Annotated in this window: 22 protein-coding genes, 1 tRNA gene and 2 pseudogenes; 16 read left to right on the forward strand and 9 right to left on the reverse strand. The window is 60.5% G+C overall.

The window, feature by feature from the left end:
• Nucleotides 1-74: 74 nt before the first annotated feature.
• Nucleotides 75-881: an ABC transporter permease gene (locus HYN69_RS16840; RefSeq protein WP_230426447.1), complete on the reverse strand. Its 807-nt coding sequence runs from the start codon at nucleotides 879-881 to the stop codon at nucleotides 75-77.
• A 135-nt stretch (nucleotides 882-1,016) separates the two neighbouring features.
• Here HYN69_RS16840 and cysQ point away from each other — a divergent pair, with 135 nt between their 5' ends.
• The 10 genes and pseudogenes from cysQ to HYN69_RS16890 all read left to right on the forward strand — a co-directional run bounded on the left by cysQ (nucleotide 1,017) and on the right by HYN69_RS16890 (nucleotide 11,576).
• The gene (gene cysQ / locus HYN69_RS16845) at nucleotides 1,017-1,787 is read left to right on the forward strand and encodes a 3'(2'),5'-bisphosphate nucleotidase CysQ (protein WP_108436764.1); all 771 of its coding nucleotides are present in this window, start codon (nucleotides 1,017-1,019) and stop codon (nucleotides 1,785-1,787) included.
• The gene (locus HYN69_RS16850) at nucleotides 1,784-2,572 is read left to right on the forward strand and encodes a 3-deoxy-manno-octulosonate cytidylyltransferase (protein ID WP_108436765.1); all 789 of its coding nucleotides are present in this window, start codon (nucleotides 1,784-1,786) and stop codon (nucleotides 2,570-2,572) included. The genes cysQ and HYN69_RS16850 overlap by 4 nt, the downstream gene beginning before the upstream one ends.
• Before the next feature lie 173 nt (nucleotides 2,573-2,745).
• Nucleotides 2,746-3,639 (forward strand): UTP--glucose-1-phosphate uridylyltransferase GalU, encoded by an 894-nt coding sequence (gene galU / locus HYN69_RS16855; RefSeq protein WP_108436766.1) that lies wholly within the window; start codon nucleotides 2,746-2,748, stop codon nucleotides 3,637-3,639.
• Nucleotides 3,640-3,642: 3 nt separating this feature from the next.
• Nucleotides 3,643-4,656, forward strand: a complete 1,014-nt coding sequence (locus tag HYN69_RS16860) for a glycosyltransferase family 2 protein (protein ID WP_230426448.1) — start codon at nucleotides 3,643-3,645, stop codon at nucleotides 4,654-4,656.
• A 206-nt stretch (nucleotides 4,657-4,862) separates the two neighbouring features.
• On the forward strand, nucleotides 4,863-5,873 hold the full coding sequence (locus HYN69_RS16865) for a glycosyltransferase family 2 protein (RefSeq protein ID WP_108436767.1): 1,011 nt from the start codon (nucleotides 4,863-4,865) through the stop codon (nucleotides 5,871-5,873).
• Nucleotides 5,870-6,916: pseudogene (locus HYN69_RS16870) on the forward strand (DUF5927 domain-containing protein); the annotation flags it as partial. The gene HYN69_RS16865 and the pseudogene HYN69_RS16870, both read left to right, overlap by 4 nt.
• 173 nt (nucleotides 6,917-7,089) lie before the next feature.
• On the forward strand, nucleotides 7,090-8,628 hold the full coding sequence (gene istA, locus HYN69_RS16875; protein ID WP_108434414.1) for an IS21 family transposase: 1,539 nt from the start codon (nucleotides 7,090-7,092) through the stop codon (nucleotides 8,626-8,628).
• A 14-nt stretch (nucleotides 8,629-8,642) separates the two neighbouring features.
• Nucleotides 8,643-9,401, forward strand: a complete 759-nt coding sequence (istB, locus tag HYN69_RS16880; RefSeq protein WP_108434714.1) for an IS21-like element helper ATPase IstB — start codon at nucleotides 8,643-8,645, stop codon at nucleotides 9,399-9,401.
• A gap of 114 nt (nucleotides 9,402-9,515) precedes the next feature.
• Nucleotides 9,516-10,184 (forward strand): annotated as a pseudogene (locus tag HYN69_RS16885) (DUF5927 domain-containing protein); the annotation flags it as partial.
• Nucleotides 10,185-11,576: a nodulation protein NodH gene (locus HYN69_RS16890; protein ID WP_108436768.1), complete on the forward strand. Its 1,392-nt coding sequence runs from the start codon at nucleotides 10,185-10,187 to the stop codon at nucleotides 11,574-11,576.
• Here the strand turns inward: HYN69_RS16890 and HYN69_RS16895 are convergent.
• From HYN69_RS16895 to HYN69_RS16930, 8 genes are all read right to left on the reverse strand, one after another.
• The gene (locus tag HYN69_RS16895) at nucleotides 11,564-12,028 is read right to left on the reverse strand and encodes a PTS sugar transporter subunit IIA (RefSeq protein WP_108436769.1); all 465 of its coding nucleotides are present in this window, start codon (nucleotides 12,026-12,028) and stop codon (nucleotides 11,564-11,566) included. The two genes, HYN69_RS16890 and HYN69_RS16895, sit on opposite strands and share 13 nt — an antisense overlap.
• Nucleotides 12,029-12,064: 36 nt before the next feature.
• Nucleotides 12,065-12,640 (reverse strand): ribosome hibernation-promoting factor, HPF/YfiA family, encoded by a 576-nt coding sequence (gene hpf / locus HYN69_RS16900; protein ID WP_108436770.1) that lies wholly within the window; start codon nucleotides 12,638-12,640, stop codon nucleotides 12,065-12,067.
• Between the two features lie 224 nt (nucleotides 12,641-12,864).
• The gene (lptB, locus tag HYN69_RS16905) at nucleotides 12,865-13,626 is read right to left on the reverse strand and encodes an LPS export ABC transporter ATP-binding protein (protein WP_108436771.1); all 762 of its coding nucleotides are present in this window, start codon (nucleotides 13,624-13,626) and stop codon (nucleotides 12,865-12,867) included.
• Nucleotides 13,623-14,123, reverse strand: coding sequence for a lipopolysaccharide transport periplasmic protein LptA (lptA, locus tag HYN69_RS16910; RefSeq protein WP_108436772.1), 501 nt, complete (start codon nucleotides 14,121-14,123; stop codon nucleotides 13,623-13,625). The genes lptB and lptA overlap by 4 nt, the downstream gene beginning before the upstream one ends.
• Nucleotides 14,120-14,677, reverse strand: a complete 558-nt coding sequence (gene lptC / locus HYN69_RS16915; protein ID WP_216824619.1) for an LPS export ABC transporter periplasmic protein LptC — start codon at nucleotides 14,675-14,677, stop codon at nucleotides 14,120-14,122. Before lptC ends, lptA begins: the two co-directional genes overlap by 4 nt.
• A 57-nt stretch (nucleotides 14,678-14,734) precedes the next feature.
• Entirely contained in the window at nucleotides 14,735-15,703 is a 969-nt protein-coding gene (locus tag HYN69_RS16920) for a KpsF/GutQ family sugar-phosphate isomerase (protein WP_108436774.1), read from the reverse strand.
• Nucleotides 15,684-16,298 (reverse strand): ribonuclease D, encoded by a 615-nt coding sequence (locus HYN69_RS16925; protein WP_108436775.1) that lies wholly within the window; start codon nucleotides 16,296-16,298, stop codon nucleotides 15,684-15,686. Before HYN69_RS16925 ends, HYN69_RS16920 begins: the two co-directional genes overlap by 20 nt.
• Nucleotides 16,299-16,422: 124 nt before the next feature.
• Nucleotides 16,423-16,507 (reverse strand) — tRNA-Leu (locus tag HYN69_RS16930).
• A gap of 231 nt (nucleotides 16,508-16,738) precedes the next feature.
• Between HYN69_RS16930 and HYN69_RS16935 the strand changes: the two genes are divergently transcribed.
• The 6 genes from HYN69_RS16935 to mtgA all read left to right on the forward strand — a co-directional run bounded on the left by HYN69_RS16935 (nucleotide 16,739) and on the right by mtgA (nucleotide 26,297).
• Complete coding sequence (locus tag HYN69_RS16935) at nucleotides 16,739-17,728, forward strand: complex I NDUFA9 subunit family protein (protein WP_108436776.1); 990 nt, start codon at nucleotides 16,739-16,741, stop codon at nucleotides 17,726-17,728.
• A 14-nt stretch (nucleotides 17,729-17,742) separates the two neighbouring features.
• Nucleotides 17,743-18,543 (forward strand): undecaprenyl-diphosphate phosphatase, encoded by an 801-nt coding sequence (locus tag HYN69_RS16940; RefSeq protein ID WP_230426449.1) that lies wholly within the window; start codon nucleotides 17,743-17,745, stop codon nucleotides 18,541-18,543.
• A gap of 164 nt (nucleotides 18,544-18,707) precedes the next feature.
• Nucleotides 18,708-20,144 (forward strand): NAD(P)-dependent oxidoreductase, encoded by a 1,437-nt coding sequence (locus HYN69_RS16945; protein WP_108436777.1) that lies wholly within the window; start codon nucleotides 18,708-18,710, stop codon nucleotides 20,142-20,144.
• On the forward strand, nucleotides 20,144-20,860 hold the full coding sequence (locus HYN69_RS16950; RefSeq protein WP_108436778.1) for a hypothetical protein: 717 nt from the start codon (nucleotides 20,144-20,146) through the stop codon (nucleotides 20,858-20,860). Before HYN69_RS16945 ends, HYN69_RS16950 begins: the two co-directional genes overlap by 1 nt.
• Complete coding sequence (gene gltB / locus HYN69_RS16955) at nucleotides 20,857-25,395, forward strand: glutamate synthase large subunit (RefSeq protein WP_108436779.1); 4,539 nt, start codon at nucleotides 20,857-20,859, stop codon at nucleotides 25,393-25,395. Before HYN69_RS16950 ends, gltB begins: the two co-directional genes overlap by 4 nt.
• 131 nt (nucleotides 25,396-25,526) lie before the next feature.
• Nucleotides 25,527-26,297 (forward strand): monofunctional biosynthetic peptidoglycan transglycosylase, encoded by a 771-nt coding sequence (gene mtgA / locus HYN69_RS16960; RefSeq protein WP_108437287.1) that lies wholly within the window; start codon nucleotides 25,527-25,529, stop codon nucleotides 26,295-26,297.
• Nucleotides 26,298-26,344 lie beyond the last annotated feature (47 nt).

The following is a 26,344-nucleotide window of genomic DNA, read 5'->3' on the forward strand; positions in this document are numbered from 1 at the left end:
GGCTATATAAGTTGGGGGAAAGGTCGCTGCAAGCGGCAGTCGCCGTTGATTTTCTGACCCTGCTCAGGAAACGGTCACTTGCCCATCGTCCATGACAGTGACACCCGCTTCATCGTATAGAACTCTCCCATCAGACCGATGGTAAGACAGGCCAACAGGAAATACATCGGATATTCGATGTTCGAATAGCGCGGATCGTAGTTCAGAAAGATGTAACCGCGGCCTTGGTCGATGATGTGAAACAGCGGGTTCCAGTCGAACCAAGACAAAAGCACGGTCGGCATCGCATTCGCCACGAACATCTTGCCGGATGCTATCATGTTGATACGGCTGTAAACTGTCGAAATGGTCGAGAAAAAGCGGGGTTGCCACGGTGTCGCTGCGCGAAAGATCATCCCGATTGCAACTCCGGTCGCCCATGAAAGCAGCAAGACGCCGACGGTCTGAACAGGCTGGTCGATGGTGATCGGCTTTACCAATGCGTGATAGCCGAAAAGCAGGATGACCGCCGAAAGCGCCTGAAGATACAACGCGCCGAGCGCTGCCGCACCGACGGCGATCAGCGTGTTCATCGGCCCGTGTTTCATCATCGCGGATGTAGCGCCATCGGCTTTCATGACCGTGCCCATCGCCTTGACATGCGTCATGTACATGAAGATTCCGGACATCAGATACAGGATGTAGTCACCACGGATCGCGACATGCCGCGTTCCGGTAAAGGCGAACATCAGGTAAAAACCCGCCAGCATGATGACCGACTGCACGAGATTGAGAAGAAGGCCAACCACGGCACTGGTATGGCTTTTGCGGACGTTGTGGACTGCACCGTGGAAGACAAGCTCGAGCATACGCCACGCGGTGCGGGCTGGGGTTTTTTTCACATCGGCCGAGAATTTCAAGTCGCAGACCCCTTACACCCGCGCGGGCGGCTTGCCCTTGATCGCAGGGCGCATGATAAGTCAGAAAACGTGGATTTTCAATCAACGCGGGCGCCAGTTGTCCGTACGGGGTATGGTATGGACTTTGACCGCTTGATTCCGGTGATACGACAGCTTGCCCTTGAAGCAGGGACGCGGATCATGAAAGTCTATGACGCGCCCGACTTCGCGGTGAAAACCAAGAGCGACCACTCGCCGGTGACCGAGGCTGACGAGGCCGCGGATGCCCTGATTTCGGCAGGATTGCGGTCAGCATTTCCCGACACCGTCCTGATCACCGAAGAACAAGCCGACAGCCACGCGCTTCGGGCCACAACGTTTCTCATCGTCGACCCCTTGGACGGGACCAAGGAATTCGTGCAGCGCCGTGGCGATTTCACTGTGAACATCGCTTATGTAGAGCACGGCATTCCGCTGCGCGGCGTGGTCTATGCACCCGCGCAAGGCCGCCTGTTCTACACGCGGGCAGACGGGGTTTCAGTCGAGGAAGTGGGCGGCGTTGCGCGGGAAATCTGCGTGGCAAAGCCTGACAATGCGGCTTTGATGGTCGTGGCGTCCAAGTCGCACCGGGATGCCGCGACCGAAGATTACATCGCCCGCTATGCCGTCAAGGACAGCCGGAGCGCAGGGTCCAGCCTGAAGTTTTGTCTGGTCGCAACCGGCGAGGCGGACATCTATCCCCGTCTCGGCCGCACGATGGAATGGGATACCGCCGCTGGCGATGCGGTGCTGCGTGGCGCAGGGGGCAAGGTGGTTCGCATGGACGACCATAGCGACCTGCTGTACGGCAAGGTAGGCTGGGGCAACCCGTTCTTCATAGCTCTCGCCCCCGGAGTCGACCTGAAATGAGCGTCTTGATCGCCATTCCCGCGCGCTATGCCAGCACGCGCTATCCCGGTAAACCGCTGGTCACCCTGCGCGGCCCGGACGGCGAGAAAACCCTGATCCGGCGCAGTTGGGAAGCCGCCATGGCCGTACGCGGGGTGGACCACGTGGTTGTGGCGACCGACGACGACCGCATCCGCGATCACGCCGTATCCTTTGGCGCCGAGGTCGTGATGACCTCGGACAAATGCCAGAACGGCACTGAACGCTGCGCCGAGGTCGCTGCGAAACTATTAGGCTACGAGATCGTCGTGAACCTGCAAGGCGATGCGCCCCTGACGCCTGCGTGGTTCGTCGAAGATCTGGTGGCTGGGCTGCGGGCCGACCCGGATGCAATGATCGCCACACCCGTGCTGCGCTGCGAGGGCCGGATGCTGGCGGCTTTGCTGGCCGACCGCCGCGCAGGACGTGTCGGTGGAACGACGGCGGTTTTCGGCGCGGCGGGACGGGGACTGTATTTCTCGAAAGAGGTGATCCCCTTCACCGGCAAGACCTATGCCGACAACGAGCCTACGCCCGTTTTCCACCATGTCGGGGTCTATGCCTACCGGCCAGCAGCCCTGCTCGAATATCCGGCCTGGCCCGTCGGGCCCTTGGAACAGTTCGAAGGTCTGGAACAGTTGCGCTTTCTGGAAAACGGGCAGTCTGTGCTATGTGTCGAGGTCCAAGCGCAGGGGCGGCAGTTCTGGGAACTGAACAATCCAAGCGATGTGCCGGTTATCGAGGCGATGATGGCGGACCAGCGCTGACATTGCGCGCATCTTCCCGCTTTTCGCGGGATTGACTTGCACGATCACGGTGGAAGGGCTACCGCAACGGCGTTTTACAACCACGCAAAGACTGATAGTCTGCGCCGTGTTGCAGCGACAAGTGCGGCTGTCTGCCGGGTCCCGCACAGGGACTGAACCATAGGTGACGAATTATGAAAGCCAAAAAGGTCTCGAAGGCCATATTTCCGGTTGCGGGGCTGGGAACGCGTTTCCTGCCTGCGACAAAATCTATTCCCAAAGAAATCATGACCTTGGTCGACCGTCCGTTGATCCAGTACGCCATCGACGAGGCACGTGCAGCAGGTATCAAGGAGTTCATCTTCGTGACCTCGCGCGGGAAATCGGCACTCGAGGATTATTTCGACAACGCCCCGGAACTGGAAAGTGCGTTAAAGAAAGCCGGTAAAGAAGATCTGCTCGAGATCCTGAAAGAAACGAACATGGATTCGGGCGCGATCGCCTATATCCGCCAGAATCGTCCGATGGGCCTTGGCCATGCCGTCTGGTGTGCGCGGCGACTCATCGGGAACGAACCCTTTGCCGTCCTGCTTCCCGACGATGTCATCGCCGCCGAAAAGCCCTGCCTGCAACAGATGGTAGAAGCCTATGCTGAGACCGGCGGCAACATGGTCGCCGCGATGGAGGTCGCGCCCGAGCGGACCTCTTCCTATGGCGTGCTGGATGTGGGCGAAGACATGGGTGCTATCGTCAAGGCCAAGGGCATGGTCGAAAAGCCCAAGGCCGGGACGGCGCCGTCGAACCTGGCTGTGATCGGTCGCTACATTCTGTCGCCCAAGGTGATGACCAACCTGAACCGAATGAAACAGGGCGCGGGCGGGGAAATCCAGCTCACCGACGCCATTGCCGATGAAGTGGCCGATGGCAACGTATACGGCTACCGGTTCCGCGGGCAGCGTTACGACTGCGGATCGAAGGCTGGCTTCCTGCAAGCGACCGTCGCCTTCGGCCTGTCGCGTCCCGATCTGCGCGACGAGTTCTCGGCCTATCTGCACGATATGATCGCTTTGCAGAAAGCGGCGCAGTAAGCGGTGGCCGATTGGCTGGCAGCCTATCGCCTGCGCTGGAAACGGCGCAGGCTTCTGGCGCGGGCGATACACAAACGGCACGAACTGGTCGGTGTGCTCGACCGGACTAACAGTATCGAAGCCGAAGATGTCTTGTGCTTCGCCGTGGTGCGGAACGAGTCGGTCCGTCTGCCATGGTTTCTTGAACACCACCGCCGTCTCGGCGTGGCGCATTTCCTTATCGTCGACAACGACAGCGATGACGGAACTGACGCGGTTCTAGCGGCCCAACCTGACGTATCCCTGTGGCGGACCGGAGCGGGATACAAAGCATCGCGCTTCGGCGTCGATTGGGTAAACTGGCTTCTGGCGCGCTATGGTCACGGCCACTGGTGCCTGACGCTGGATGCAGACGAGACTCTGGTTTACCCCTATTGGGACACCCGGGATTTGCGCGCTTTGACAGCCTGGCTCGACGGGCAAGGCCGCGCAATGTTAGGCGCAATGATGCTCGACATCTACCCCAAAGGGCCGGTCGGGGCCCAAAGCTATCTGGCGGGTGACGACCCTTTTACCGTGCTGGAATGGTTCGATCCGGGAAATTACAGCGTGCAGGTGCAACAGCCGATGGGCAACCTGTGGCTTCAGGGTGGGCCACGGGCACGGGCTTTCTTTTCCGATGATCCGCGACGCGCACCGACCTTGAACAAGGTGCCGCTCGTCAGATGGAACCGGCGGTTTGCCTATGTAAACTCCACACATTCGCTGCTGCCGCCGCGGCTGAACCACATTTACGAAACGGACGGGGGCGAAGCACCCTCTGGGCTGCTGCTGCACAGCAAGTTCCTGAACGTCGCGGTTGCCCGTGCCGGCGAGGAGAAGATGCGGGGCGAGCATTTCTCCAATTCGGCACTTTACGACAGCTACTACGATGCGGTTGCAGCCGACCCCGATCTTTGGTGCGCTGCTTCGCGCCGCTTGACAGGGTGGCGCGGGATGGAAGCACTCGGATTGATGTCGCGCGGCGGATGGGTCTGACAGGGTCGCCTCTGCAACTTTCTGGTGAAAATCTGTCTCAAAAGTGTGTTTTGTTTACTTATGTCTGGTTCCATTTTAGATTGTGCGGAACCGGGTGCAGTCATGGCAGGGGATTTGCATGGCTGACAACCGGATAAGCAATCAGGGAGAGAGCTTGTCGCGGTGATGCCGTGAGGGTTCTGTACGGTGGGGACGGGTTTGTTCGAGTGGGTGTGATAGGGGCATATCGTCTACGGCTTCGGCGGCGGCGGCTACACTTGCGCGCGCGACTGAAGCGGCGCGAGATGACAAGCCTTGCCAACCGGACAGGCGCAATCCGTTCGGACAGCATATTGCTCTGCGCGACGCTGCGCGATGAACGGGTACGTCTGCCTTATTTCATGCGCTACTATCGTGACCTCGGGGTAAACCATTTCCTGATTGTCGATAACGGATCGACCGACGGCTCGCGTGAATATCTATCTGCACAGCCCGACGTATCGCTTTGGTCCGCCGATGGCAGCTACAAGAATTCGCGTTTCGGCATGGACTGGATCACCCATCTGCAACGTCGCTACTGCCATGGCCACTGGACACTCACTGTCGATGTCGACGAATTCCTGATCTATCCCTTCTGCGAGACGCGGCCCTTGCGTGCCTTGACCGATTGGCTTGACACGTCGGGCATCAGGTCCTTTTCGGCAATGATCCTCGACATGTATCCCAAGGGACCGTTTGACTTGCATCCCTACACCGAAGGTCAGGACCCGTTCGAGATCGCCCAATGGTTCGACAGCGCCAATTACTCTGTGAAGCGCAATCAGGGGTTCGGTAACCTCTGGCTACAGGGTGGACCCCGCACGCGGACGTTTTTTGCCGACGAGCCGGAGCGGTCTCCGGCGCTGAACAAAGTGCCATTGGTGAAATGGGACCGGGCCTATGCCTATGTCAGTTCGACGCATATGTTGCTGCCGCGCGGGCTGAACCTTGTCTATGACGAATGGGGTGGTGAAAAGGCGAGCGGATGCCTGCTGCATGCCAAATTCCTCGATACGTTTTCGAAAAAGGCCGAAGAGGAGATGAAGCGTCGCCAGCATTACGCCAACAGCCATGAATACCGCGCCTACCGCGAAGGACTAAAGGAAAACCCCGACCTTTGGTGCAAATGGAGCGAGAAATACATAAACTGGCGTCAGTTGGAAATTCTGGGCCTCATGTCCAAGGGTAATTGGGCATGATCGCTTCGACTTCGCTTGGCTTCGTCATGCTTTGCCACACCGCGCTGCACCGCGCGGCCGAAGTGGCGCGGCATTGGGCCGAGCGTGGCTGCCCGGTGGTAATCCACGTCGATGCCCGCGTGAAGGCCTGGAGCTACGACAAGATGAAGGGCGAATTGGCCGATCTGGCCAACGTCAGGTTTTCCGAGCGGTTCGCCTGTGAGTGGGGAACCTGGGGCATCGTTGCCGCTACCCAGGCCGCGTCCGAGGTGATGCTGGCCCATTTTGCAGAAGTGCGGCACGTCTATCTCGCATCCGGATCGTGCATGCCGCTCAGGCCGGTGAAGGATCTGATCGAATATCTCGAGGCCCGCCCGCGCACCGATTTCATCGAAAGCGTGACCACCGAAGAAGTCGGTTGGACGATCGGCGGGCTGAACATGGAGCGGTTTACCCTTCGGTTCCCGTTTTCTTGGCGGACGCAGCGTCGGCTCTTTGACGGCTACGTGGCGTTGCAGCGCAAGATAGGGTTTCGGCGGACCATTCCCAACGATGTCGTGCCGCATCTGGGCAGCCAGTGGTGGTGCCTGACGCGGCAGACCCTCTCGGCAATTCTAGAAGGACCCGAGCGCAAACTTTACGACGACTACTTCCGTAGGGTATGGATTCCCGACGAAAGCTACTTCCAAACCTTGGTGCGGCTCTATTCATCGCAGGTGGAAAGCCGGTCGTTGACGCTGTCGAAGTTCGACTTCCAAGGCAAGCCACACATTTTTTACGACGATCACCTGCAATTGCTGCGGCGATCCGACTGTTTTGTTGCACGCAAAATCTGGCCTCATGCCAACAAGCTTTACCGGACATTTCTGACCGACGACGCCGAAGCGCAAGCGGGGGGTGAACCCAATCCCGGCAAGATCGACCGCCTGTTCGCCAAGGCTGTCGAGCGCAGGGTAAAGGGCCGACCGGGCCTTTATATGCAAAGCCGCTTTCCCAACGAGAATTTTGAGAATGGCAGGACGGCCGCACCCTATTCCGTGTTTCACGGATTTTCCGAGGTGTTCGTGCGTGTTTCGCGTGATGGCGGGCACTGATTTCAGATGATGGCGGGCACCCGTTTCGCGCGATGACGGGCAGCTATTTCACGCGATCGCGGGCAGCGATTTCGCGTCATCGCGGGCAGGCCTGGTCGGCAAAGAGAGGATAGAGCTGCGCTCCTTGAAGAGAGGGGGGCAGGATGCCGACGGGACGACTGAACATGCGGCGGATACGCGATGTTTTACGATTGAAGTTTGGCCAGGGCCTGAGCGAGCGGCAGGTTGCCGCCTCTCTGGGGCTGAGCAAGACAAGCGTTGGAACTTACCTGCACCGGGCGCGGCAGGCGGGTCTGACCTGGCCTTTGCCACAGGGTCTCGACGATGACGGGCTGGAGCTTTTGCTGTTTCCCGCAGCGCCAACCGTGCCCGCCCCCGAGCGGCCGTTTCCGGATTGGATCAGCATCGACCGAGAGCTGCGCCGTCCCGGGGTGACCCGGATGCTGCTGTGGGAAGAATACCGTGCGGCCCATCCGGCAGGCTTTGGCTACACATGGTTCTGCACCCATTTCGACGCCTGGAAAGGGCGGGTTCGCCCGACGATGCGGCAGACCCATGTTGGCGGCGAGAAGGTCTTCGTCGACTTTGCCGGCGACACGATCGACGTCATAGACCCGGCAAGCGGTGAAGTGCAGCCCATGAAGCTGTTCGTCGCCGCGATGGGCGCATCGAACTACACCTATGCCGAAGCGGTCGCCTCGGAGGGCCTTGAAGACTGGATCGGTGCCCATGTGAGGCTGTTCACCTTCTTGGGTGGCGTGCCCAAGGTGGTCGTGCCCGACAACCTGAAGTCGGCCGTGCTGAAGCCGGACCGCTACGATCCCGGACTGAACCGGACCTATGCCGAGATGGCGGAGCATTATGGCACGGCGATCCTGCCAGCCCGGCCTCGCAAGCCCCGCGACAAGGCAAAAGTCGAGGTTGCGGTGCAGGTGGCGCAACGCTGGATCCTGGCGCGGCTGCGCAACCGGCGCTTCTTCTCTCTGGCGGAGCTGAATGCCGCGATCCGGCAGTTGTTGGATGAGTTGAACATGCGGGTCATGCGCGGCTACGGCGCCAGCCGGGCCGATCTCTTCGCGACGCTCGATCGGCCGCATCTCCAGCCGTTGCCGCAGGCCGCTTATACCTTCGCGCGATGGAAACGCGCCCGAGTGGCGTTGGACTATCATGTCGAGGTGGACAGTTCCTGGTATTCCGTGCCCTTCGGCCTGATCCGGGAAGAGGTGGATGTTCGCATCAGTGGCGACATCGTGGAGATCTTCCATAAAGGTCAGAGGGTTGCCAGCCACCTCCGCTGCCCCGGACGCCGCAGCCATGTGACGCTGCCCGATCATATGCCCTCGGCCCATCGGCGGCACGCCGAATGGACCCCGGCCCGGATGCTGGCGCAGGCCGCCAAGCTGGGACCGTCGGTCACCGCCTTTTGCGAGGCGGTCATGACCGCCAGGCCACATCCCGAGCAGGGCTTTCGAACCTGTCTCGGGGTTCTGGCCCTGGCCAAAAGCTACGACGCCACGCGCCTGGATGCCGCCTGTCGGCGCGGCCTGACCATCCAGACCCGATCTGTCGCCTCGATCAGGTCGATCCTGAAGAACGGGCTCGACCGGGCCTTCCTTGAGGACCGACCCGAAGACCGCCCCCTGCACCACGCCAATATCCGTGGGCAGGGTTATTACCACTGAGAAGGAGAAGACTGATGTTGACCCACCCCACTTCCGAGCGCCTCACCGCGCTCGGCCTGGCCGGAATGGCACGCGCGCTGGATGAGCAGCGCCGTGCCGGCCCCACCTATGAAGCACTCGGCTTCGAGGAGCGTCTCGGCCTTCTGGTCGATCGCGAGGCCGCCGAGCGCGACACCAAACGCCTGACCGCCCGCCTGAAGTTCGCGGCCCTCCGGCAGACCGCCAGCGTCGAGGATCTCGACCTGCGCACACCGCGTGGCCTCGACCGCGCCGTCATGGCGCATCTGATCGACGGGGGGTGGACCCTTCGGCATGAGAACCTGCTGATCACCGGCCAGACCGGCCTCGGCAAAAGTTGGATCGCCTGTGCCCTCGGTCACAAAGCCTGCCGTGACGGACGCAGCGTCGTCTACCACCGCGTCCCGCGCCTCTTCGAGGCCCTCGCCCTGGCCAGAGGAGACGGGCGTCACGCCCGCATGCTCAAAGCCATCGCCAAACTGGACGTGCTGATCCTCGATGACTGGGGTCTGGCCATCCTCGCCCCATCGGAGCGACGCGATCTGCTGGAAATCCTCGAAGATCGCCACGGCCGTGGTTCTACCATCGTCACGAGCCAACTCCCGGTTGAGCACTGGCATGAAGCCATTGGAGATCCCACCCTGGCTGACGCCATCCTGGACCGCCTCGTCCACAACGCTCATCGCCTTCAGCTCTCAGGCGAAAGCATGCGCCGAAAAGTCACGAAACCCCTTGACCTCGGCCATCAGGCCTGACTCCATGAAGCCGTCGATCAGCCTGCCCGCGACCGCGAAATGGCTGCCCGCGATGCCGTGAAACAAGCGCCCGCGATCGCGCGAAATCACTGCCCCAATCGCGCGAAATCCGCAGTGTTCGAGCAGTTCGAGATATGGCTTTCGAAAACCACAGGCAGCCGCGTGCATGGACATCTGTTTGCACCGGACCGAGTCGAGTTCGCAGGCGGCGAGGCGGTTTATAACGGGGCGTTGTCCGACAATCCGAAACTGCGCGACTACAATCCCAAATCCTTTCTGTCCAACCTGATCTGGGCAACGCGGGGTGAACGGCAATGCTTCCAATTCGGACCGTTGGACAATCAGGTTCTGAATACTTTCATGGCGATGGATGCCAACGCTCAGATCTCGGTGATCTCCGGTGCGTGGGCGCTGCCCCTGTGGCGTTCGAACAAAAATTTCGGCGACATCCGGCGCGAGGCCGCGCGGTTGCAAAAGGTCGAAAGCGAGACACTGGCAATCTTGCGCGCGTCGACGACAAAGGCGCGGGTGCGGATTTGGTCACTTGCCGAATTCGTCGAAAGCCCGATGGAGCCCCTGCAAACCATCGTAGACGAAATCAGCCCCCGCAGCCTGCGGCGGCTGACCGAGGCGCCCAAAATGGCCGATCTGACCGGCTTCGGGCAGTTCCTGCAAAACCTCCGAAATCAGGGGATGCAGCCGGTTCTGATGGGTGATTTTCCTGCGGGCGACGACCCGCGCCCTGCCAGCGCCCAGCGCGGGCGGCCGTATCTGGTGAAATAAGTGACTGGTTTCGATACATTCGTGATGTTCGCCGAGATGCGGACCGGGTCGAATTTCCTTGAATCGAACCTGAACGCGCTGGACGGGGTGACCTGCTTTGGCGAGTTGTTCAACCCGCACTTCATCGGCAAGAAAGACCAGACCGAGATGTTCGGCGTGACGCTCGCCGCGCGCGAGGCCGATCCGATGTCCTTGATTGCGGCAGCACGGTCTGCGACAGGCGGAATGGTGGGGTTTCGCTGGTTCCACGACCACGACCCGCGGGTGTTCGAAGCCGTCATGGCAAACCGGCGCTGCGCCAAGATCGTGCTCACGCGCAACCCTGTCGAAAGCTATGTCAGCCTGAAAATCGCGCAGGCGACCGGTCAGTGGAAACTGACCAATCCCAAAAACCTGAAACAGGCCAAGGCGCGTTTCGATGCGGCCGAGTTCGAAGAGCATCTCGAAACGGTCCAAGGCTTCCAGATCGCACTTCTGAACGCGTTGCAAGTCAGCGGACAGACAGCTTTCTACCTCGACTACGAAGATATCCAGGATGTTGGGGTGCTGAACGGCCTGGCCTCGTATCTGGGTGTTCCGGCGCGGATCGAGGCAATAGACCAGACTTTGACCGTTCAGAATCCGCAGATACTGACCGAAAAGGTGACCAACCCTGCGGCAATGGAGCAGGCACTAGCACGTCTGGACCGGTTCAACCTGTCACGCACGCCAAACTTCGAACCACGGCGATCGGCGGCGATCCCAAGTTTCATAGCCTCCCGCGAAACGCCTTTGCTGTTCATGCCCGTGCGCGGTGCACCGGAAAAGCGGGTTGTCGATTGGCTTGAGGCTTTCGGAGGGCTGGAACAGAATTTCGTCCAGAAATCTCTGCGCCAATGGAAGCGTAGCAATGCAGGTCATCGCAGCTTTACCGTTCTGCGCCATCCGGTTGACAGGGCATGGTCGGCGTTTCAAGACGCCCGCGGTTCGGGGCTTGGCCAAGAACAGCGCAACGTGATTTCGCGCGTTCACGGAGTGGCCTTTCCCAAGCAAGGCTACGCTTCGGTCGGCGATGAGCGCGACGCCTTCATTGCATTCTTGCGTTTTCTGAAACGAAATCTCTCGGGCCAGACGGGCTTCAAAACCGCTCCCGGATGGGCAACACAAACAGCCGTCCTGCAGGGGTTCGCTTTGTTCAACGGGCCCGATGTGGTTCTGCGCGAAGACCGTCTGCAAGAAGGTCTGAACTGGCTCTGCTCGGAACTGGGTGTCGTAATGCCCGCGCTGCGGGGGCCCGAGCCTAGCGGACTTGACGCCCTGATGACCGATGAAATCGAGGAAGTTGCGCGTGATACCTACCAGCGCGACTATATGGGCTTCGGTTTCGGCCCGCGAAATGGTCAGGCGGCCTGAATGGCCCGGGACTCGGTCAGGATTGCGTAAAGTTTCGCCGGATCACTGTTTGCCCGCAGTTTCGATACGACATTCGCATCCCGCATGGTGCGGCTCACAAGTGCGAGCGCCTTGAGATGTTCGACACCCGAATCCTTAGGAGCAAAAAGACCAAAAACCAGATCGACAGGCTGGCGGTCGACGCTGTCGTAATCGAGCGGTTTTTCGAGACGGATGAAGACACCGATGATCTTGGACAGATCTTCCAGACGGGCATGGGGCAGGGCAATGCCGTGACCCACACCGGTCGGCCCAAGGCTTTCACGTTCCTGCAAACCATCGATGGCCGTGGCGGCGTTCAGCCCATAGGCCGAAGATGCAAGCTCTCCCAGTTCCTGAAAGAGACGCTTCTTGCTTGTCAGTTGCCCGACGACCCTTACGGCCGCCGGGATAAGTAGCTTGGAGAGGTCCATGCCGTCAGTAATTCCTGTGCCGTGCCGAAGCGCCGGTCATTTGCTGTTGCGCGGATCGATCCAGCCGATGTTGCCGTCATCGCGACGGTACACCACATTCACGCCGCCATGTCCTTCGTTTCGGAACACGAGCATTTTTTGACCACCAAGCTCCAGCATCATCACGGCTTCGCCTACGGTTACAGAAGGTATCTTCGTCTCCATTTCGGCAATCACGATGGGCTGGGTCAGGTCGTCAGTGTCATCCTCGGGCTCTTCCGTTGGCGCGAGGATATATGACGAGCCTTCGGCGAATTCAACCGGCGCCGTGCGGGTGTTGTGGTGGTTGCGGATGCGGCGCTTGTAGCGGCGCAACTGCTTGTCCATCTTTTCGCGGCAGGATTCGAAAGCAGCATAGATTTCCGTCGCGTGACCCTTGGCTTGCGCGGTCAGCCCTGTCGAAAGGTGGATCACGGATTCGCAGACATATTCATGCGCAGAGCGCGAAAAGACGATGACGGCGTCGGTCGGACGCTGCGCGTATTTCTCGACCACTTCGCCAAGCTCGGCCTTTACGTGGGTCTGGAGGGCTTCCCCGATATCAATCTGTCTGCCGCTGATCTGGTAACGCATGATGCCTCCTTCGCGTGCTGCGCCATGGATTGCCGCGATGGCAAGCGTCCGGCCTACTGTAATATGAGTGGGGTGTTCCGGGCGATCCTGCAAGGTTGCGCGTCCGTCGAAGGGCGGCATAGGCGGATCGGGACAAGGCATATGATGCGCACATTGATTGTATTTGCGCCCAAGGGTCCCTGTCTTGTCAACAGGCACTTGCAGAACGATCCGACAGGCGCCCGTCACCCGATCCGGAAGTTCTGGCCCAGATAGACGCGGCGAACCATCTCGTCGCGGACGACTTCTTCGGTCGTGCCGCTCATCAACACCTTGCCGTCATGCAGGATATAGGCGCGATCGACGATTTCGAGTGTCTCGCGCACGTTGTGGTCCGTAATGAGGACACCGATTCCCCGCCCCTTCAGATCGGAAACGAGATGGCGGATTTCGGCCACGGCGATCGGGTCGACGCCGGCGAAAGGTTCGTCCAGCAGCAGATATTTCGGGTCGGCAGCCAGACAGCGCGCAATTTCGACGCGGCGGCGTTCGCCGCCCGACAACGCAAGTGCAGGCGCTCGACGCAGATGCGTGATCGAAAACTCCGACAGCAGTTCTTCCAGCCTCTCGCGGCGTTTGTGGCGGTCGGGAACGGCGATCTCGAGCACGGCGAGGATATTGTCCTCGACTGACAGGCCACGGAAGATCGAAACCTCTTGCGGTAGATAGCCGATCCCGAGCCGCGCACGGCGGTACATCGGAAGCGCTGTAACATCGCGACCGTCGATCAAAACCTCGCCCCCTTCGGGGGTGACAAGCCCGGCGATTGCGTAAAAACATGTCGTCTTTCCCGAACCGTTGGGTCCGAGAAGTGCCACCACCTCGCCCCGCATCAACGTCATCGAGACATCGCGAATGACCGGACGCCGTTTGTAACTTTTGCGCAGCGACCTGACGGTCAGCCCGGCCGAGCCTTCTGTCACTGTCAGGCCGGGTTTGATCGTCACGGCGCTACGCCCGACTTGGGGACAAAGGTGGTTTGCACACGGCCCTGCATAGTGCCGGTGCCCTTTTGCAAATCGTAGACAAGTTTCTGCCCGGCGATGGTCGTCGGGCCCTGGGTCAGCAACACATCGCCGGTCATGACCACTTCGCCACTGGCGATGGTGTAGACGGCTTCGTTTGCTTCGGCAGCTTCGGTTTCGCTAGCAAATGTAACGCCACCATCGAAAAACAACTTCTCGATTCCGCTGCCATCCGCGCTGTTCTGCACACGGGCTTTAGCCGATTTGATGGTCATCGCACCCTGAGTGACGATTACGTTCCCGTCAAAGATCGCAATACCGCTGGTCTGGTCGACCGAAAGGCTGTCAGACGCCACATCGACAGGCAGCGAACTGTCCTGTTGCAACGACTTGAACTTGATCTCTTGCGCCATTGCCGGGGCGGCAATGCCGAGCAGAGCGGCAAGTAGCGGGGCGAAAATCGAGAAAGTGCGTTTCATTTGGGCTGATATACCAGTTTCACGCGGCCATTGAAAACCAGAAGATACGTGCCGTCGCCCTTTGGGTCCGGCATCAGCGACATACTGTCGGCTGTAACGGTTCCGGTAGGACCGGTGGCTTGAACGGGAACGCTCGAAGTAAAGGCGCTTGCAGAAAGGTCGGCATCCAGCGCTTCGGTTTTCACTTGATAGGCCGCCGAACTGTCGATCTGGACATCTCCGGTCAGCCGCAGGGTATTTGTCGCCGCATCGAGTGAAGCGGCATTCGAGCGAATATCGGTGCGTAGCCCGGTGCGGCTTGTCAGCGTGGCGGTCACATCGACTGCGGTCGATGGGTTGCCCGGCGTGGTTGCAGGCCGTGCTTCAAGGGCTTGCAACGTCAGTGTCGACCCGTTGGCGGTCGTGCCGGAATAGACGGGTTTGGTCAGCCTTGGTTCGCGCACAAGCGATTGCACATCTATATCCGAATAGGGAATCGCGGTTTCGGGGTCGATACGGTTCGACACGAGGAACAGCGTCGACAACAGCCCCAGGGCGGTCAGTGGCAGTGCCACCTTCAGCCAACCCACGGTCCGCGACCATCCGTCAAAGGCACGCCGACCCGCCATTCGTCAGGCGATCCCAGCGCGAAGGCAATCGTGGATGTGAAGCAAACCGACTGCGGTGCTGCTGCTTTGGGGATCCGTAACGAAAAGGCAGGTGATCTTTTTGTCGTTCATGATCCGCACGGCCGTTTCGGCCAGCGCATCGGGATGGATCGTGCGCGGCGCTGCGGTCATTACATCGCCCGCCGTCAGGTCCATCAGGCCCGAAAGATGCCGGCGAAGATCGCCATCGGTAATGATCCCTTGCAGGTGTCCGTCAGTGTCGGTCACACCGACGACGCCATAACCGCGGCCCGACATGGTAATCAGCGCTTCGCCCATCGGCGTGTCGTGGGCTACGGTCGGCGGGTCGTCATGCATCAGGTCACGCACCTTGGCCAGACGCGCGCCCAACTTGCCACCGGGATGGAACACACGAAACTGTTCGGGGGTGAACTTGCGATGCTCCATCAACGCGATGGCGATTGCATCGCCAAGGGCAAGCGTCATCGTGGTCGAAGTGGTCGGAACTATGCCCGTTCCGCAGGCCTCGGGCGCAGGCGGAAGCAAAAGCGCCACGTCCGATTGGCGCAGCAGCGTCGAGTCGGGCCGCGACGCGATTCCGATCAGCGGAATATCAAAACGGCGGGTATGGGCGATTATGTCGGCAAGTTCGGGTGTTTCGCCCGAATTCGACAGCACCAAAGCGACATCGCCCCGCATCACCATGCCAAGATCGCCGTGGCTAGCCTCGGCAGGGTGAACGAACTGCGCGGGCGTACCTGTCGACGCAAAGGTCGCTGCGATCTTGCGCGCTATATGCCCCGATTTACCCATGCCGGAAACAATGACCCGACCCTTGGCAGCAAGAATCAGCTCCACCGCTGCGACGAAATTTCCGTCAAGACTGCAAGCCAGCATACCAAGAGCATCGGCTTCGCGCCGCACGACGCGGCGGGCTGTCTCGATAAGCGGATCAGTGGTGGAAGATGTCATTGGGTTCGTCCCAGCCCATAAGGTCAAGCTCCGCGCGGGTCGGCAGGAAATCGAACAACCGCTGGGCAAGATCCATCCTTCCTTCGCGGATAAGGCGGGCCTCGAGTTCGGTTTTCAGGCGATGCAAATAAAGCACATCAGACGCCGCATACTCCCTTTGCGCATCGGTCAGCGTCTCGGACCCCCAGTCAGAGGTCTGCTGCTGCTTGGACACATCGACCCCGACAAGTTCGAGCAACAGGTATTTCAGCCCATGCCGGTCGGTAAAGGTGCGGATCAGGCGCGAGGCGATCTTGGTGCACCATACCGGCGCAGTCGTCACTCCGAACGCCTGTTTCATCGCCGCAATGTCGAAGCGTCCAAAGTGAAATAGCTTCAGCGTGAAAGGGTCGGTCAACAGACGTTCGAGGTTGGGCGCTGATGTCTGGCCGCGCCCGATCTGCACAAGGTGTGCATCACCGCTGCCATCCGAAAGCTGCACGAGGCACAGCCGGTCACGACGCGGATCGAGACCCATGGTCTCGGTGTCGATGGCGACCACCGGGCCGAGCGTCAGCCCGTCGGGCAGGTCGTTGCGGTAAAGGTGGATCGCCACTTGAAAATCCTTGTATGAAAGGTGTGAGCCCGCATTAGACCCGACGAAAGGCACGGTCAACGCCGCGGCCGGACTAAAAGCGAAAGGGCGCGCTTTTCAGCACGCCCTTTTCAAATCATCGACGTGGTGCCCAGAAGAGGACTCGAACCTCCACGCCTTGCAGCGCTGGTACCTGAAACCAGTGCGTCTACCAATTCCGCCATCTGGGCATCACGTCGATGTGCGGCGATGTAAAGAAGCGTTGTGGCACTGTCAACGGCAGGTGTGAAGAATCTTTGCGTTGCATATGCATTAGCAAAGGCCTCTGCGCTGTCTAGCCTGACCCGGGGATGATCATGATTTTTCACGCAGTCTTTCGGGCAAGGCTGCGGCGCTTTGTGGTGCTTGGCCTTTCGGGGGCAAGGGTGTAATCAGCATTCGAACATGCAGGAGGCCCGCAGATGAACAAACTGGTCACGATCTATGGCGGTTCGGGGTTTGTCGGGCGTTACATCGCACGGCGGATGGCAAAGGAAGGCTGGCGCGTGCGGGTTGCGGTGCGCAATCCCAACGATGCGCTTTTCGTCAAGCCTTATGGCGTGGTCGGTCAGGTAGAGCCTGTGATCTGTAACATCCGCGACGATGCCTCGGTCCGTTCGGTCATGCGCGGGGCGGATGCAGTGGTTAACTGCGTCGGTATCCTGAACCGCGCTGGAAAAAACACCTTCGATTCGGTGCAGGCCGAGGGGGCCGGACGGATTGCACGGATAGCGGCAGAAGAGCGCGTAACCCGTCTGGTGCATCTTTCGTCGATCGGGGCAGATGCTGCTTCCGAAAGCGAATACCAGCGGACAAAGGCGGCGGGCGAGGCTGCGGTTCTGGCAGCTTTCCCGAGCGCGGTGATCTTGCGGCCTTCGATCATCTTCGGAAATGAGGACGGGTTCTTCAACCGCTTCGCCGCGATGACACGGATGGGTCCGGTGCTTCCCGTAGTCGGGGCCGATACGCAGTTCCAGCCGGTCTATGTGGATGACGTGGCACAGGCCGCGGTAGCGGGCATCACAGGGCGCGCCGACGCCGGAGTCTACGAACTGGGCGGGCCGGATGTGGCCACGTTCCGCGGGTTGATGGCCCAGATGCTCGAGGTGATCCAGCGGCGGCGTCTGGTACTGAACATTCCGTTTTTCTTGGCGAACATCATGGGTGGCGCACTCGATCTGGTGCAGACTTTGACGGCAGGCTTGGTAAAGAACGGCATGATCACGCGCGATCAGGTGCGGAACCTGCGGCGAGACAACGTGGTTACGCCCGGTGCGCTTGGCTTGGCCGATCTGGGGATCACACCTACGGCACTTGGCGCTGTGTTACCCGAGTATCTGTGGCGCTACCGCCCTTCGGGGCAATATGCCGCGATCAAGAATTCGGCAAAGAACCTGAAGCCAAGAACCTGATCGGGGCCTGAACCTTGAGCAATTTCATAGATGCAGCACTTCTCGGCCTTGTCGAGGGGTTGACCGAGTTCATTCCCGTTTCGTCAACGGGTCATTTGTTGCTGGCAGGTCATTTTCTGGGGTTCGAGTCGCCGGGGCGTACGTTCGAGGTGGTGATCCAGCTCGGCGCGGTGCTGGCGATCCTGACGGTTTACTTTGGCAAGCTGTGGCAGGTCGCATCGACTATGGGAAGCGATCCGGCGTCGCGGCGCTTCGTAGTGTCGGTGCTCTTGGCGTTCCTGCCCGCAATGGTGATCGGCGCTCTTGCACATGATTTCATCAAGGCAGTGCTGTTCGAGACGCCTGCGCTGGTTGCGGTGATGCTTATCCTTGGCGGGATTGTGCTTTTGTTCGTAGACCGTTTCGCGCCCGTGCCGCAATACGAGGACGCGATGGAGCTGCCGTTCCGCAAAGCGTTGGCAATCGGGTTCATCCAGTGTCTGGCTATGGTGCCCGGGGTCAGCCGGTCAGGCGCGACCATTGTCGGCGCGCGGATGCTTGGCGTGGGGCGGCGGGCGAGCGCGGAGTTTTCGTTCTTCCTGTCCATGCCGACGATGGCTGCGGCCTTTGCCTATGACCTGTTCAAAAGCCGCAATGTGCTCGACTTCTCGGCGGTAAGCGACATTGCCGTGGGCTTTGTGCTCGCCTTGGTCAGCGGGGTCCTGGTTGTACACTGGCTTCTGGATTTCGTGTCGCGGCACGGCTTTGTGCTGTTTGGCTGGTGGCGAATCATTATAGGCAGCCTAGCTCTTGGGCTGCTTTTGTTGGGATTTTAGCCTAATAGGTATCTGATACTGACCTAATTATCCATGGATTGGGAAGTATTTTTGACCTACCCGCTAAAAAACCTGCCATTAGGTCAGTAAGGCTGACTTTTCATGTTCCGAAGGCCACAGTAAAAAGCGCGTCCGAGATAACCCCTGTCGGGAGGCGCCTTTCAATGGCCAAGCAACGCATGCTTCAGTTCGTGACGGTCGGCAAGGAGATGCCCGAAAAGCGCCCAGCGCCATTGCGCGCCCAGGACTTTCACGAAATTTACCGCGAGTTCGCTGCCGAAAAGGCGGCCGAGCAGGCGGGGCGGTGCAGCCAGTGCGGCGTGCCCTACTGCCAGTCGCATTGCCCGCTGCACAACAATATCCCCGACTGGCTGCGCCTGACAGCAGAGGGGCGGTTGAAAGAAGCTTACGAGCTTTCTCAGGCAACCAACACTTTCCCCGAGATTTGCGGCCGCATCTGCCCGCAAGATCGTCTTTGCGAAGGCAACTGCGTGATAGAGCAGTCGGGCCATGGCACGGTAACTATCGGGTCGGTCGAGAAGTACCTGACCGATCTGGCGTGGGAAAACGGTTGGGTGAAGCCCGTCGTTCCCGCGATGGAACGGACGGATTCGGTGGGCATCATCGGGGCCGGTCCGGGCGGGCTAGCGGCGGCGACCGAGCTGCGGCGGCGCGGAGTGCAGGTGACGGTCTATGACCGTTATGACCGTGCGGGCGGGCTGATGACCTATGGCATTCCCGGCTTCAAACTGGAAAAGCCGGTGGTGATGCAGCGGATCGAACAGCTTCAGGAGTCGGGCGTGCAGTTCATTTTGAATTGCACGGTGGGCCAAGATATCAGCTTCGATGCGATCCGCGGCCAGCATGATGCGGTGTTGATCGCCACCGGAGTTTACAAGGCGCGCGATATCTCTGCTCCGGGCGTCGGCGCCAAGGGCGTGGTCAAGGCGCTGGATTATCTGACGGCGTCAAACCGCAAAAGTTTTGGCGATGACGTACCCGAGTACGATCGTGGCGAGCTGAACGCATCCGGCAAGAGGGTTGTCGTTATCGGTGGTGGCGACACGGCGATGGACTGCGTGCGGACGGCGATCCGGCAGGGCGCTGTTTCGGTAAAGTGCCTGTATCGGCGCGACAAGGCGAACATGCCAGGATCGCAGCGCGAGGTACAAAATGCCGAGGAAGAGGGCGTCGATTTCGTCTGGCTGACCGCTCCCAAAGGGTTCACCGGCGGCGACGTGGTAGATGGAGTGATGGTGCAGCGGATGCGTCTGGGCGCGCCGGATGCATCTGGGCGGCAATCGCCCGAGTTGATCGAAGGGGCCGACTACATCGAGCCTGCAGATCTGGTCGTGCAGGCGCTGGGCTTCGAGCCAGAGGAAATTCCGGTGCTTTGGGGCGTGCCGGAACTGGCCGTGACGCGCTGGGGCACGATCAAGGCGGATTTCCGCAGCCACGCCACAAGCATGCCGGGGGTTTACGCCGTGGGTGATATCGTACGCGGGGCATCGTTGGTGGTCTGGGCGATCCGCGACGGGCGCGAGGCGGCCGAGGCGATGCTCGCCTATCTCGCACAGCCCGTAACGGTAGCGGCAGAGTGATGCGCGGCGTGTTGCTTTTGGCCTTGATGGCCGGGCCGGTGGCGGCAGGGAATTTCACGCCTCCCGCCGGATGCGAGACGTTCCTGACCGTGCAGTCAAAGGGTTGTCGCGTGTCGAACCATTACATTTGCAGCGCCGACCCGCAGGGCGATAAGTGGCGGGCTGATTTCGATCAAGAAGGGATGTTCTTCCTTTCGCGCACCAACTCCGAAGGGGAATGGGTCGAAAGCATCGATGTTGGTGCAGGCACGACCCAGGTCCTGCAAGATCGCGCCGATCCGGCCTCGTTCAGCGAATTGCTGTCGCGAGGGCGGGATGACTACCGTTTCAACCTGTCGACCAATGGCGCGACGCCGACCGAGGTGACGGGCTATGATGCATTGACCGGAAAAACTGCGGTCATCGACGGCGAAGAGCTGCAGCAAACCGAATTCGAATATTCCGAAAGCGCACAGGATGGCACATTGTTGCGGCGATCTTACGGCAATGAATACATCAGCGCCAAATGGCGGCTGTTCTTTGCAGGGCCAAGCCAATGGGACGGCGGGACGGGGTTCTTGCCGATGGATGGCTCGCCCGTGAAATTCAGTGAAGCTGGAGAGCCCGGTTTCGCCTCGACACAGCCGATTTTTGATTGCGACGCGGTGATGTCGTCGCTGCCCGCGGCGGTCTCACCCGCGCGTTATGCACTTACCACAGGAGGCCAACAGCCATGACACTCTATGATGACGCCTGGGTAAAGGCCGAAGAGGCAAAGCGGGCTTGGCTGGATGCGAACGGGCTGTACAAGGCCGATGACGAACATTCGTCCTGCGGCGTGGGTCTGGTGGTGTCGATTTCCGGCAAGCCGACGCGCAAGGTCGTGGAGAACGGGATCAACGCGCTGAAAGCCATCTGGCACCGTGGCGCGGTCGATGCCGACGGCAAGACCGGCGACGGCGCCGGTATCCATGTGCAGATTCCGGTCAAGTTCTTCCACGATCAGGTGCGCCGCACGGGGCATGAACCCGACATGGGCAAGCTGATTGCCGTGGGGCAGGTATTCTTGCCGCGCACCGATTTCGGCGCGCAGGAACGCTGCCGGACCATCGTCGAGGCCGAAGTGCTGCGGATGGGGCATTACATCTATGGCTGGCGGCACGTTCCGGTGAACACCGAAGTGCTGGGTGACAAAGCCAACGCCACGAGACCAGAAATCGAGCAGATTCTGATTCGCTGCGACAAGAATATCGACGACGAGCAGTTCGAGCGCGAACTGTACATCATCCGCCGCCGGATCGAAAAGGCGGCGATTGCGGCGCAGATTCAGGGGCTGTACCTGTGTTCGCTGTCGTGCCGGTCGATCATCTACAAGGGAATGATGCTGGCCGAACAGGTGGCGGTATTCTACCCTGACCTGATGGACGAGCGGTTCGAATCGTCCTTTGCCATTTATCACCAGCGTTACAGCACCAACACCTTCCCGCAGTGGTGGCTGGCGCAGCCGTTTCGCATGCTGGCCCACAACGGTGAGATCAACACTCTGAAGGGCAACGTGAACTGGATGCGGAGCCACGAGATCCGCATGGCCAGCAGCGCTTTCGGCGAGGCGGCCGAGGATATCAAGCCGATCATCCCGTCGGGTACTTCGGATTCCGGCGCACTTGATGCAGTGTTCGAGGTTCTGGTGCGGTCGGGCCGGTCTGCGCCGATGGCCAAGACCATGCTGGTGCCCGAAGCGTGGTCGAAGGCCACGACCGACATGCCCAAGGCATGGGCCGATATGTACGCCTATTGCAACGCCGTGATGGAGCCGTGGGACGGGCCTGCTGCCTTGGCGATGACCGATGGCCGCTGGGTGTGTGGCGGGCTGGACCGCAACGGTCTGCGGCCGATGCGCTACGTCATCACCGGCGACGGGCTGCTGATCGCGGGTTCGGAAGCGGGCATGGTGCCGGTCGATGAAACCACGATCCGCGAAAAGGGCGCGCTTGGGCCGGGGCAGATGATCGCGGTCGATATGCGCGATGGCAAGCTTTACCACGATGCCGAAATGAAGGACCGTCTGGCCGCGGCCAACCCCTATGGCGAGTGGATCGAGAAGGTCGTCGAACTGAACGCGCTGCTCCGCGATGTGCCGGAAGCGGCGGTTTTCAGCGGGGCCGACCTTCGCAAGCGCCAGATCGCGGCGGGTTACACCGTCGAGGAACTGGAGCAGGTGCTGGCCCCGATGGCCGAGGACGGCAAAGAAATGATCGCGTCGATGGGTGACGATACGCCTGCGGCAGTGCTGTCATCGGTCTACCGCCCGCTGTCACACTTCTTCCGGCAGAATTTCAGCCAAGTGACCAACCCACCCATCGACTCGCTGCGCGAGGGTCGGGTCATGAGCCTCAAGACGCGGTTCGGGAATTTGCGGAACGTGCTGGACGAAAACTCCAGTCAGACAGAAATTCTGGTTCTGGAAAGCCCGTTCATCGCCAACAGCGAATTCGATGTTCTGGTGAAGCGCTTCGGCGATCAGGTCGCGTTCATCGATTGCACCTTCCCCGTGGGGTCGAGCCTTGACGATCTGCGGCAGGGGCTAGAGCGCATCCGCGCCGAGGCGGAAGACGCGGTGCGGTCGGGCGCGGGGCAATTGATCCTGACAGATGAACACCAAGGGCCGCAAAAGGTGGGGATGCCGATGATCCTTGCCACAAGTGCCGTGCATAGTTGGCTAACGAGCAAGGGGCTGCGGACGTTCTGTTCGGTCAACGTGCGGTCTGCGGAATGCATCGATCCGCATTACTTTGCGGTGCTGATCGGCTGTGGCGCGACGACGGTGAACGCGTATCTGGCACAGGATTCGATTGCAGACCGCATTTCGCGCGGCTTGATCGAAGGGTCGCTGACAGATGCGATGCGGCGCTACCGCGATGCCATCGATGCGGGTCTGCTCAAGATCATGTCAAAGATGGGAATCTCGGTCGTCTCGTCCTATCGGGGCGGGCTGAATTTCGAAGCCGTGGGCCTGTCCCGCGCGATGGTGGCCGAATATTTCCCGGGGATGCACAGCCGCATCTCGGGAATCGGCTTGCACGGGATCGAACAGAAGGTCGAAGAGGTTCATGCCAAGGGCTGGCTGGGCGGCGCGGATGTGTTGCCGATTGGCGGCTTCTACAAGGCCCGTCGCTCGGGTGAAAAGCACGCATGGGAAGCACAGACGATGCACATGTTGCAGGCCGCCTGTGACCGCGCATCCTATGACCTGTGGAAGCAGTTTTCGGCTGCGATGCGGGCGAATCCGCCGATACACCTGCGTGACCTTCTGGATATCAAGTCTCTGGGCAAGCCTGTTCCGATCGAAGAAGTGGAATCGATCACTTCGATCCGCAAGCGCTTCGTTACGCCGGGGATGAGCCTCGGGGCGCTATCGCCCGAGGCGCACAAGACGCTGAACGTGGCGATGAACCGCATCGGGGCCAAGTCGGACAGCGGCGAGGGTGGCGAAGACCCTGCACACTTCCTGCCGGAACCGAATGGCGACAATCCGAGCGCCAAGATCAAACAGGTGGCTTCTGGGCGTTTCGGTGTAACGGCCGAATACCTTAACGCCTGCGAGGAGTTGGAGATCAAGGTCGCGCAAGGCGCCAAGCCCGGCGAAGGCGGGCAGTTGCCGGGGATGAAGGTCACGGCGCTGATCGCGCGCTTGCGGCACAGCACACCCGGGGTGACGCTGATTTCGCCGCCGCCGCACCATGACATCTATTCGATCGAAGACCTTGCGCAGCTGATCTATGACCTGAAACAGATCAACCCGCGGGCCAAGGTGACGGTCAAGCTGGTGTCGGCCTCTGGCGTCGGGACGATTGCGGCGGGTGTGGCCAAGGCCAAGGCGGATGTGATCCTGATTTCAGGCCACAATGGCGGGACGGGGGCTTCGCCGGGGACATCGATCAAATACGCTGGCCTGCCGTGGGAGATGGGCCTGACCGAAGCGCATCAGGTGCTGAGCATGAACAACCTGCGCGAGCGGGTGACCTTGCGCACCGATGGCGGGCTGCGGACGGGTCGCGATGTGGTGATGGCAGCCATGCTGGGGGCCGAGGAATACGGCATCGGCACAGCGGCGCTGATCGCCATGGGCTGCATCATGGTGCGCCAGTGCCAGAGCAATACCTGCCCCGTCGGCGTCTGCACCCAGAACGAGGCTTTGCGCCAGAAGTTCACGGGCAGCGCGGACAAGGTGGTGAACCTGATCACCTTCTACGCGCAGGAAGTGCGCGAGATCCTCGCCAGCATCGGCGCGCGGTCGATGGACGAGATCATCGGGCGGGCGGACCTGCTCACGCAGGTGTCGCGCGGGTCGGCCAATCTGGATGACCTTGACCTGAACCCGCTGCTGATCACGGTCGATGGGGCGCAGAAGATCACCTACGACCGTTCGAAACCGCGCAATGCGGTGCCGGATACGCTTGATGCCGAGATCATCCGCGACGGTGCGCGCTTCTTCGAAGACGGCGAGAAGATGCAGCTTTCCTATGCGGTGCGGAACACGCTTCGCACCATCGGGACGCGGGCCAGTAGCCATATCGTTCGCAAGTTCGGGATGCGGAACAGTCTACAGTCCGACCACCTGACAGTGAAACTGACCGGGTCTTGTGGGCAATCGCTTGGGGCTTTCGCAGTGCGCGGGCTGAAAATCGAGGTGCAGGGCGATGCCAACGATTATGTCGGCAAGGGCCTGTCAGGTGGCACGATCACGGTGCGGCCGATGATGTCCTCGCCGCTGCTGGCGGAAGAGAACACGATCATAGGTAATACCGTGCTTTACGGGGCGACCGACGGCTTCCTTTTCGCATCGGGTCGTGCGGGTGAGCGTTTCGCGGTGCGGAACTCGGGAGCAAAGGTCGTGGTCGAAGGCTGCGGGTCGAACGGCTGCGAATACATGACCGGCGGCGTAGCCGTTGTTCTTGGGCGCATCGGGGCCAACTTTGGCGCCGGAATGACAGGCGGCATGGCCTATGTCTACGATCCGCAGGGCGTGGCAGAGGACTTCATGAACCTCGAGTCGCTCGTGACTTGTGGGATCGGGCATCCGCATTGGGAGGCGCAACTGCGCGGCCTGATCGAACGGCATGCCGCCGAGACAGGGTCTCAGATCGCGGTACGGATATTGGCCGAATGGGAAAGCGAGAAGCGTAACTTCCTGCAGATCTGCCCAAAGGAGATGTTGATGCATCTGCCGCACCCGCTGACCGACGAAGCGGCGAAAGTTCCAGCCGAGTGATTGGAAGGCCCCGGTGAAAGCCGGGGCCTTTTTGCCTGACGGCCCGCCGCGCCGGAAAGGTGCCTAGGCCCGCGCTGCGCCAAAGGCCAAGCCTTGACCGCGGCGCACGCATCATGGCTATGCTGCAGCCCATGACCGATGATACCCCCCCGCAGAAAGAGCTGCCGTTTACCGCGCCGAAGCGGCGTGCGAAGAAGGCATCGACTGCATTGGTCGTGCCGGAACATCGCGCGACAAAGCGGCGTGTGTTCATCTGGGTGGGGCGCATTCTAGGCGGGATCGCGGCATTCTACATGGCGCTGATCCTGCTGTTCGCTGTCGTGCCGCCGCCGATCAACCTTTACCAATTAGGTGAGGCGTGGAGGTTGGGCGGGATCCAGAAGGATTGGGTATCGATCGACGAGATGACGCCCGCTTTGGGGCGGTCGGCGGTTGCTGCCGAGGATGCGAATTTCTGCCTGCACTGGGGTTTTGACATGAAGGCGATCCGCGAGGCCGTGAGTGAGGGGTCGAATCGCGGCGCTTCGACGATCAGCCAGCAAATGGTTAAAAATGTCTTTCTATGGCACGGGCGGTCTTGGCTGCGAAAGGCGATGGAAGCCGCTATGACCCCGGTGGTCGAACTGTTCTGGTCGAAAAGCCGTATCCTCGAGGTCTATCTGAACGTGGCCGAGTTCGGGACGGGCGTTTTTGGGGTTCAGGCGGCGGCGCAGCATTACTTTGGCGTCGATGCGCGTGATCTCACGCCGACGCAAGCGGCTCGGCTGGCGGCAGTGCTGCCCGATCCGCAGAACCGCAATGCCGCCAAGCCATCAAATTTTGTCAGGCGGCGTACAGCGGCGATCATCAGCGGGGCAGAAACCATCGCGGCCGACGGGCGGTCCGCGTGTTTCGAGGAATAGACCAATGTGTACCTTGGCTACGGCTATTCACGGTTGAAATCCGCACC

It is taken from the genome of Gemmobacter aquarius (assembly GCF_003060865.1).
GTDB lineage: Bacteria > Pseudomonadota > Alphaproteobacteria > Rhodobacterales > Rhodobacteraceae > Paragemmobacter > Paragemmobacter aquarius.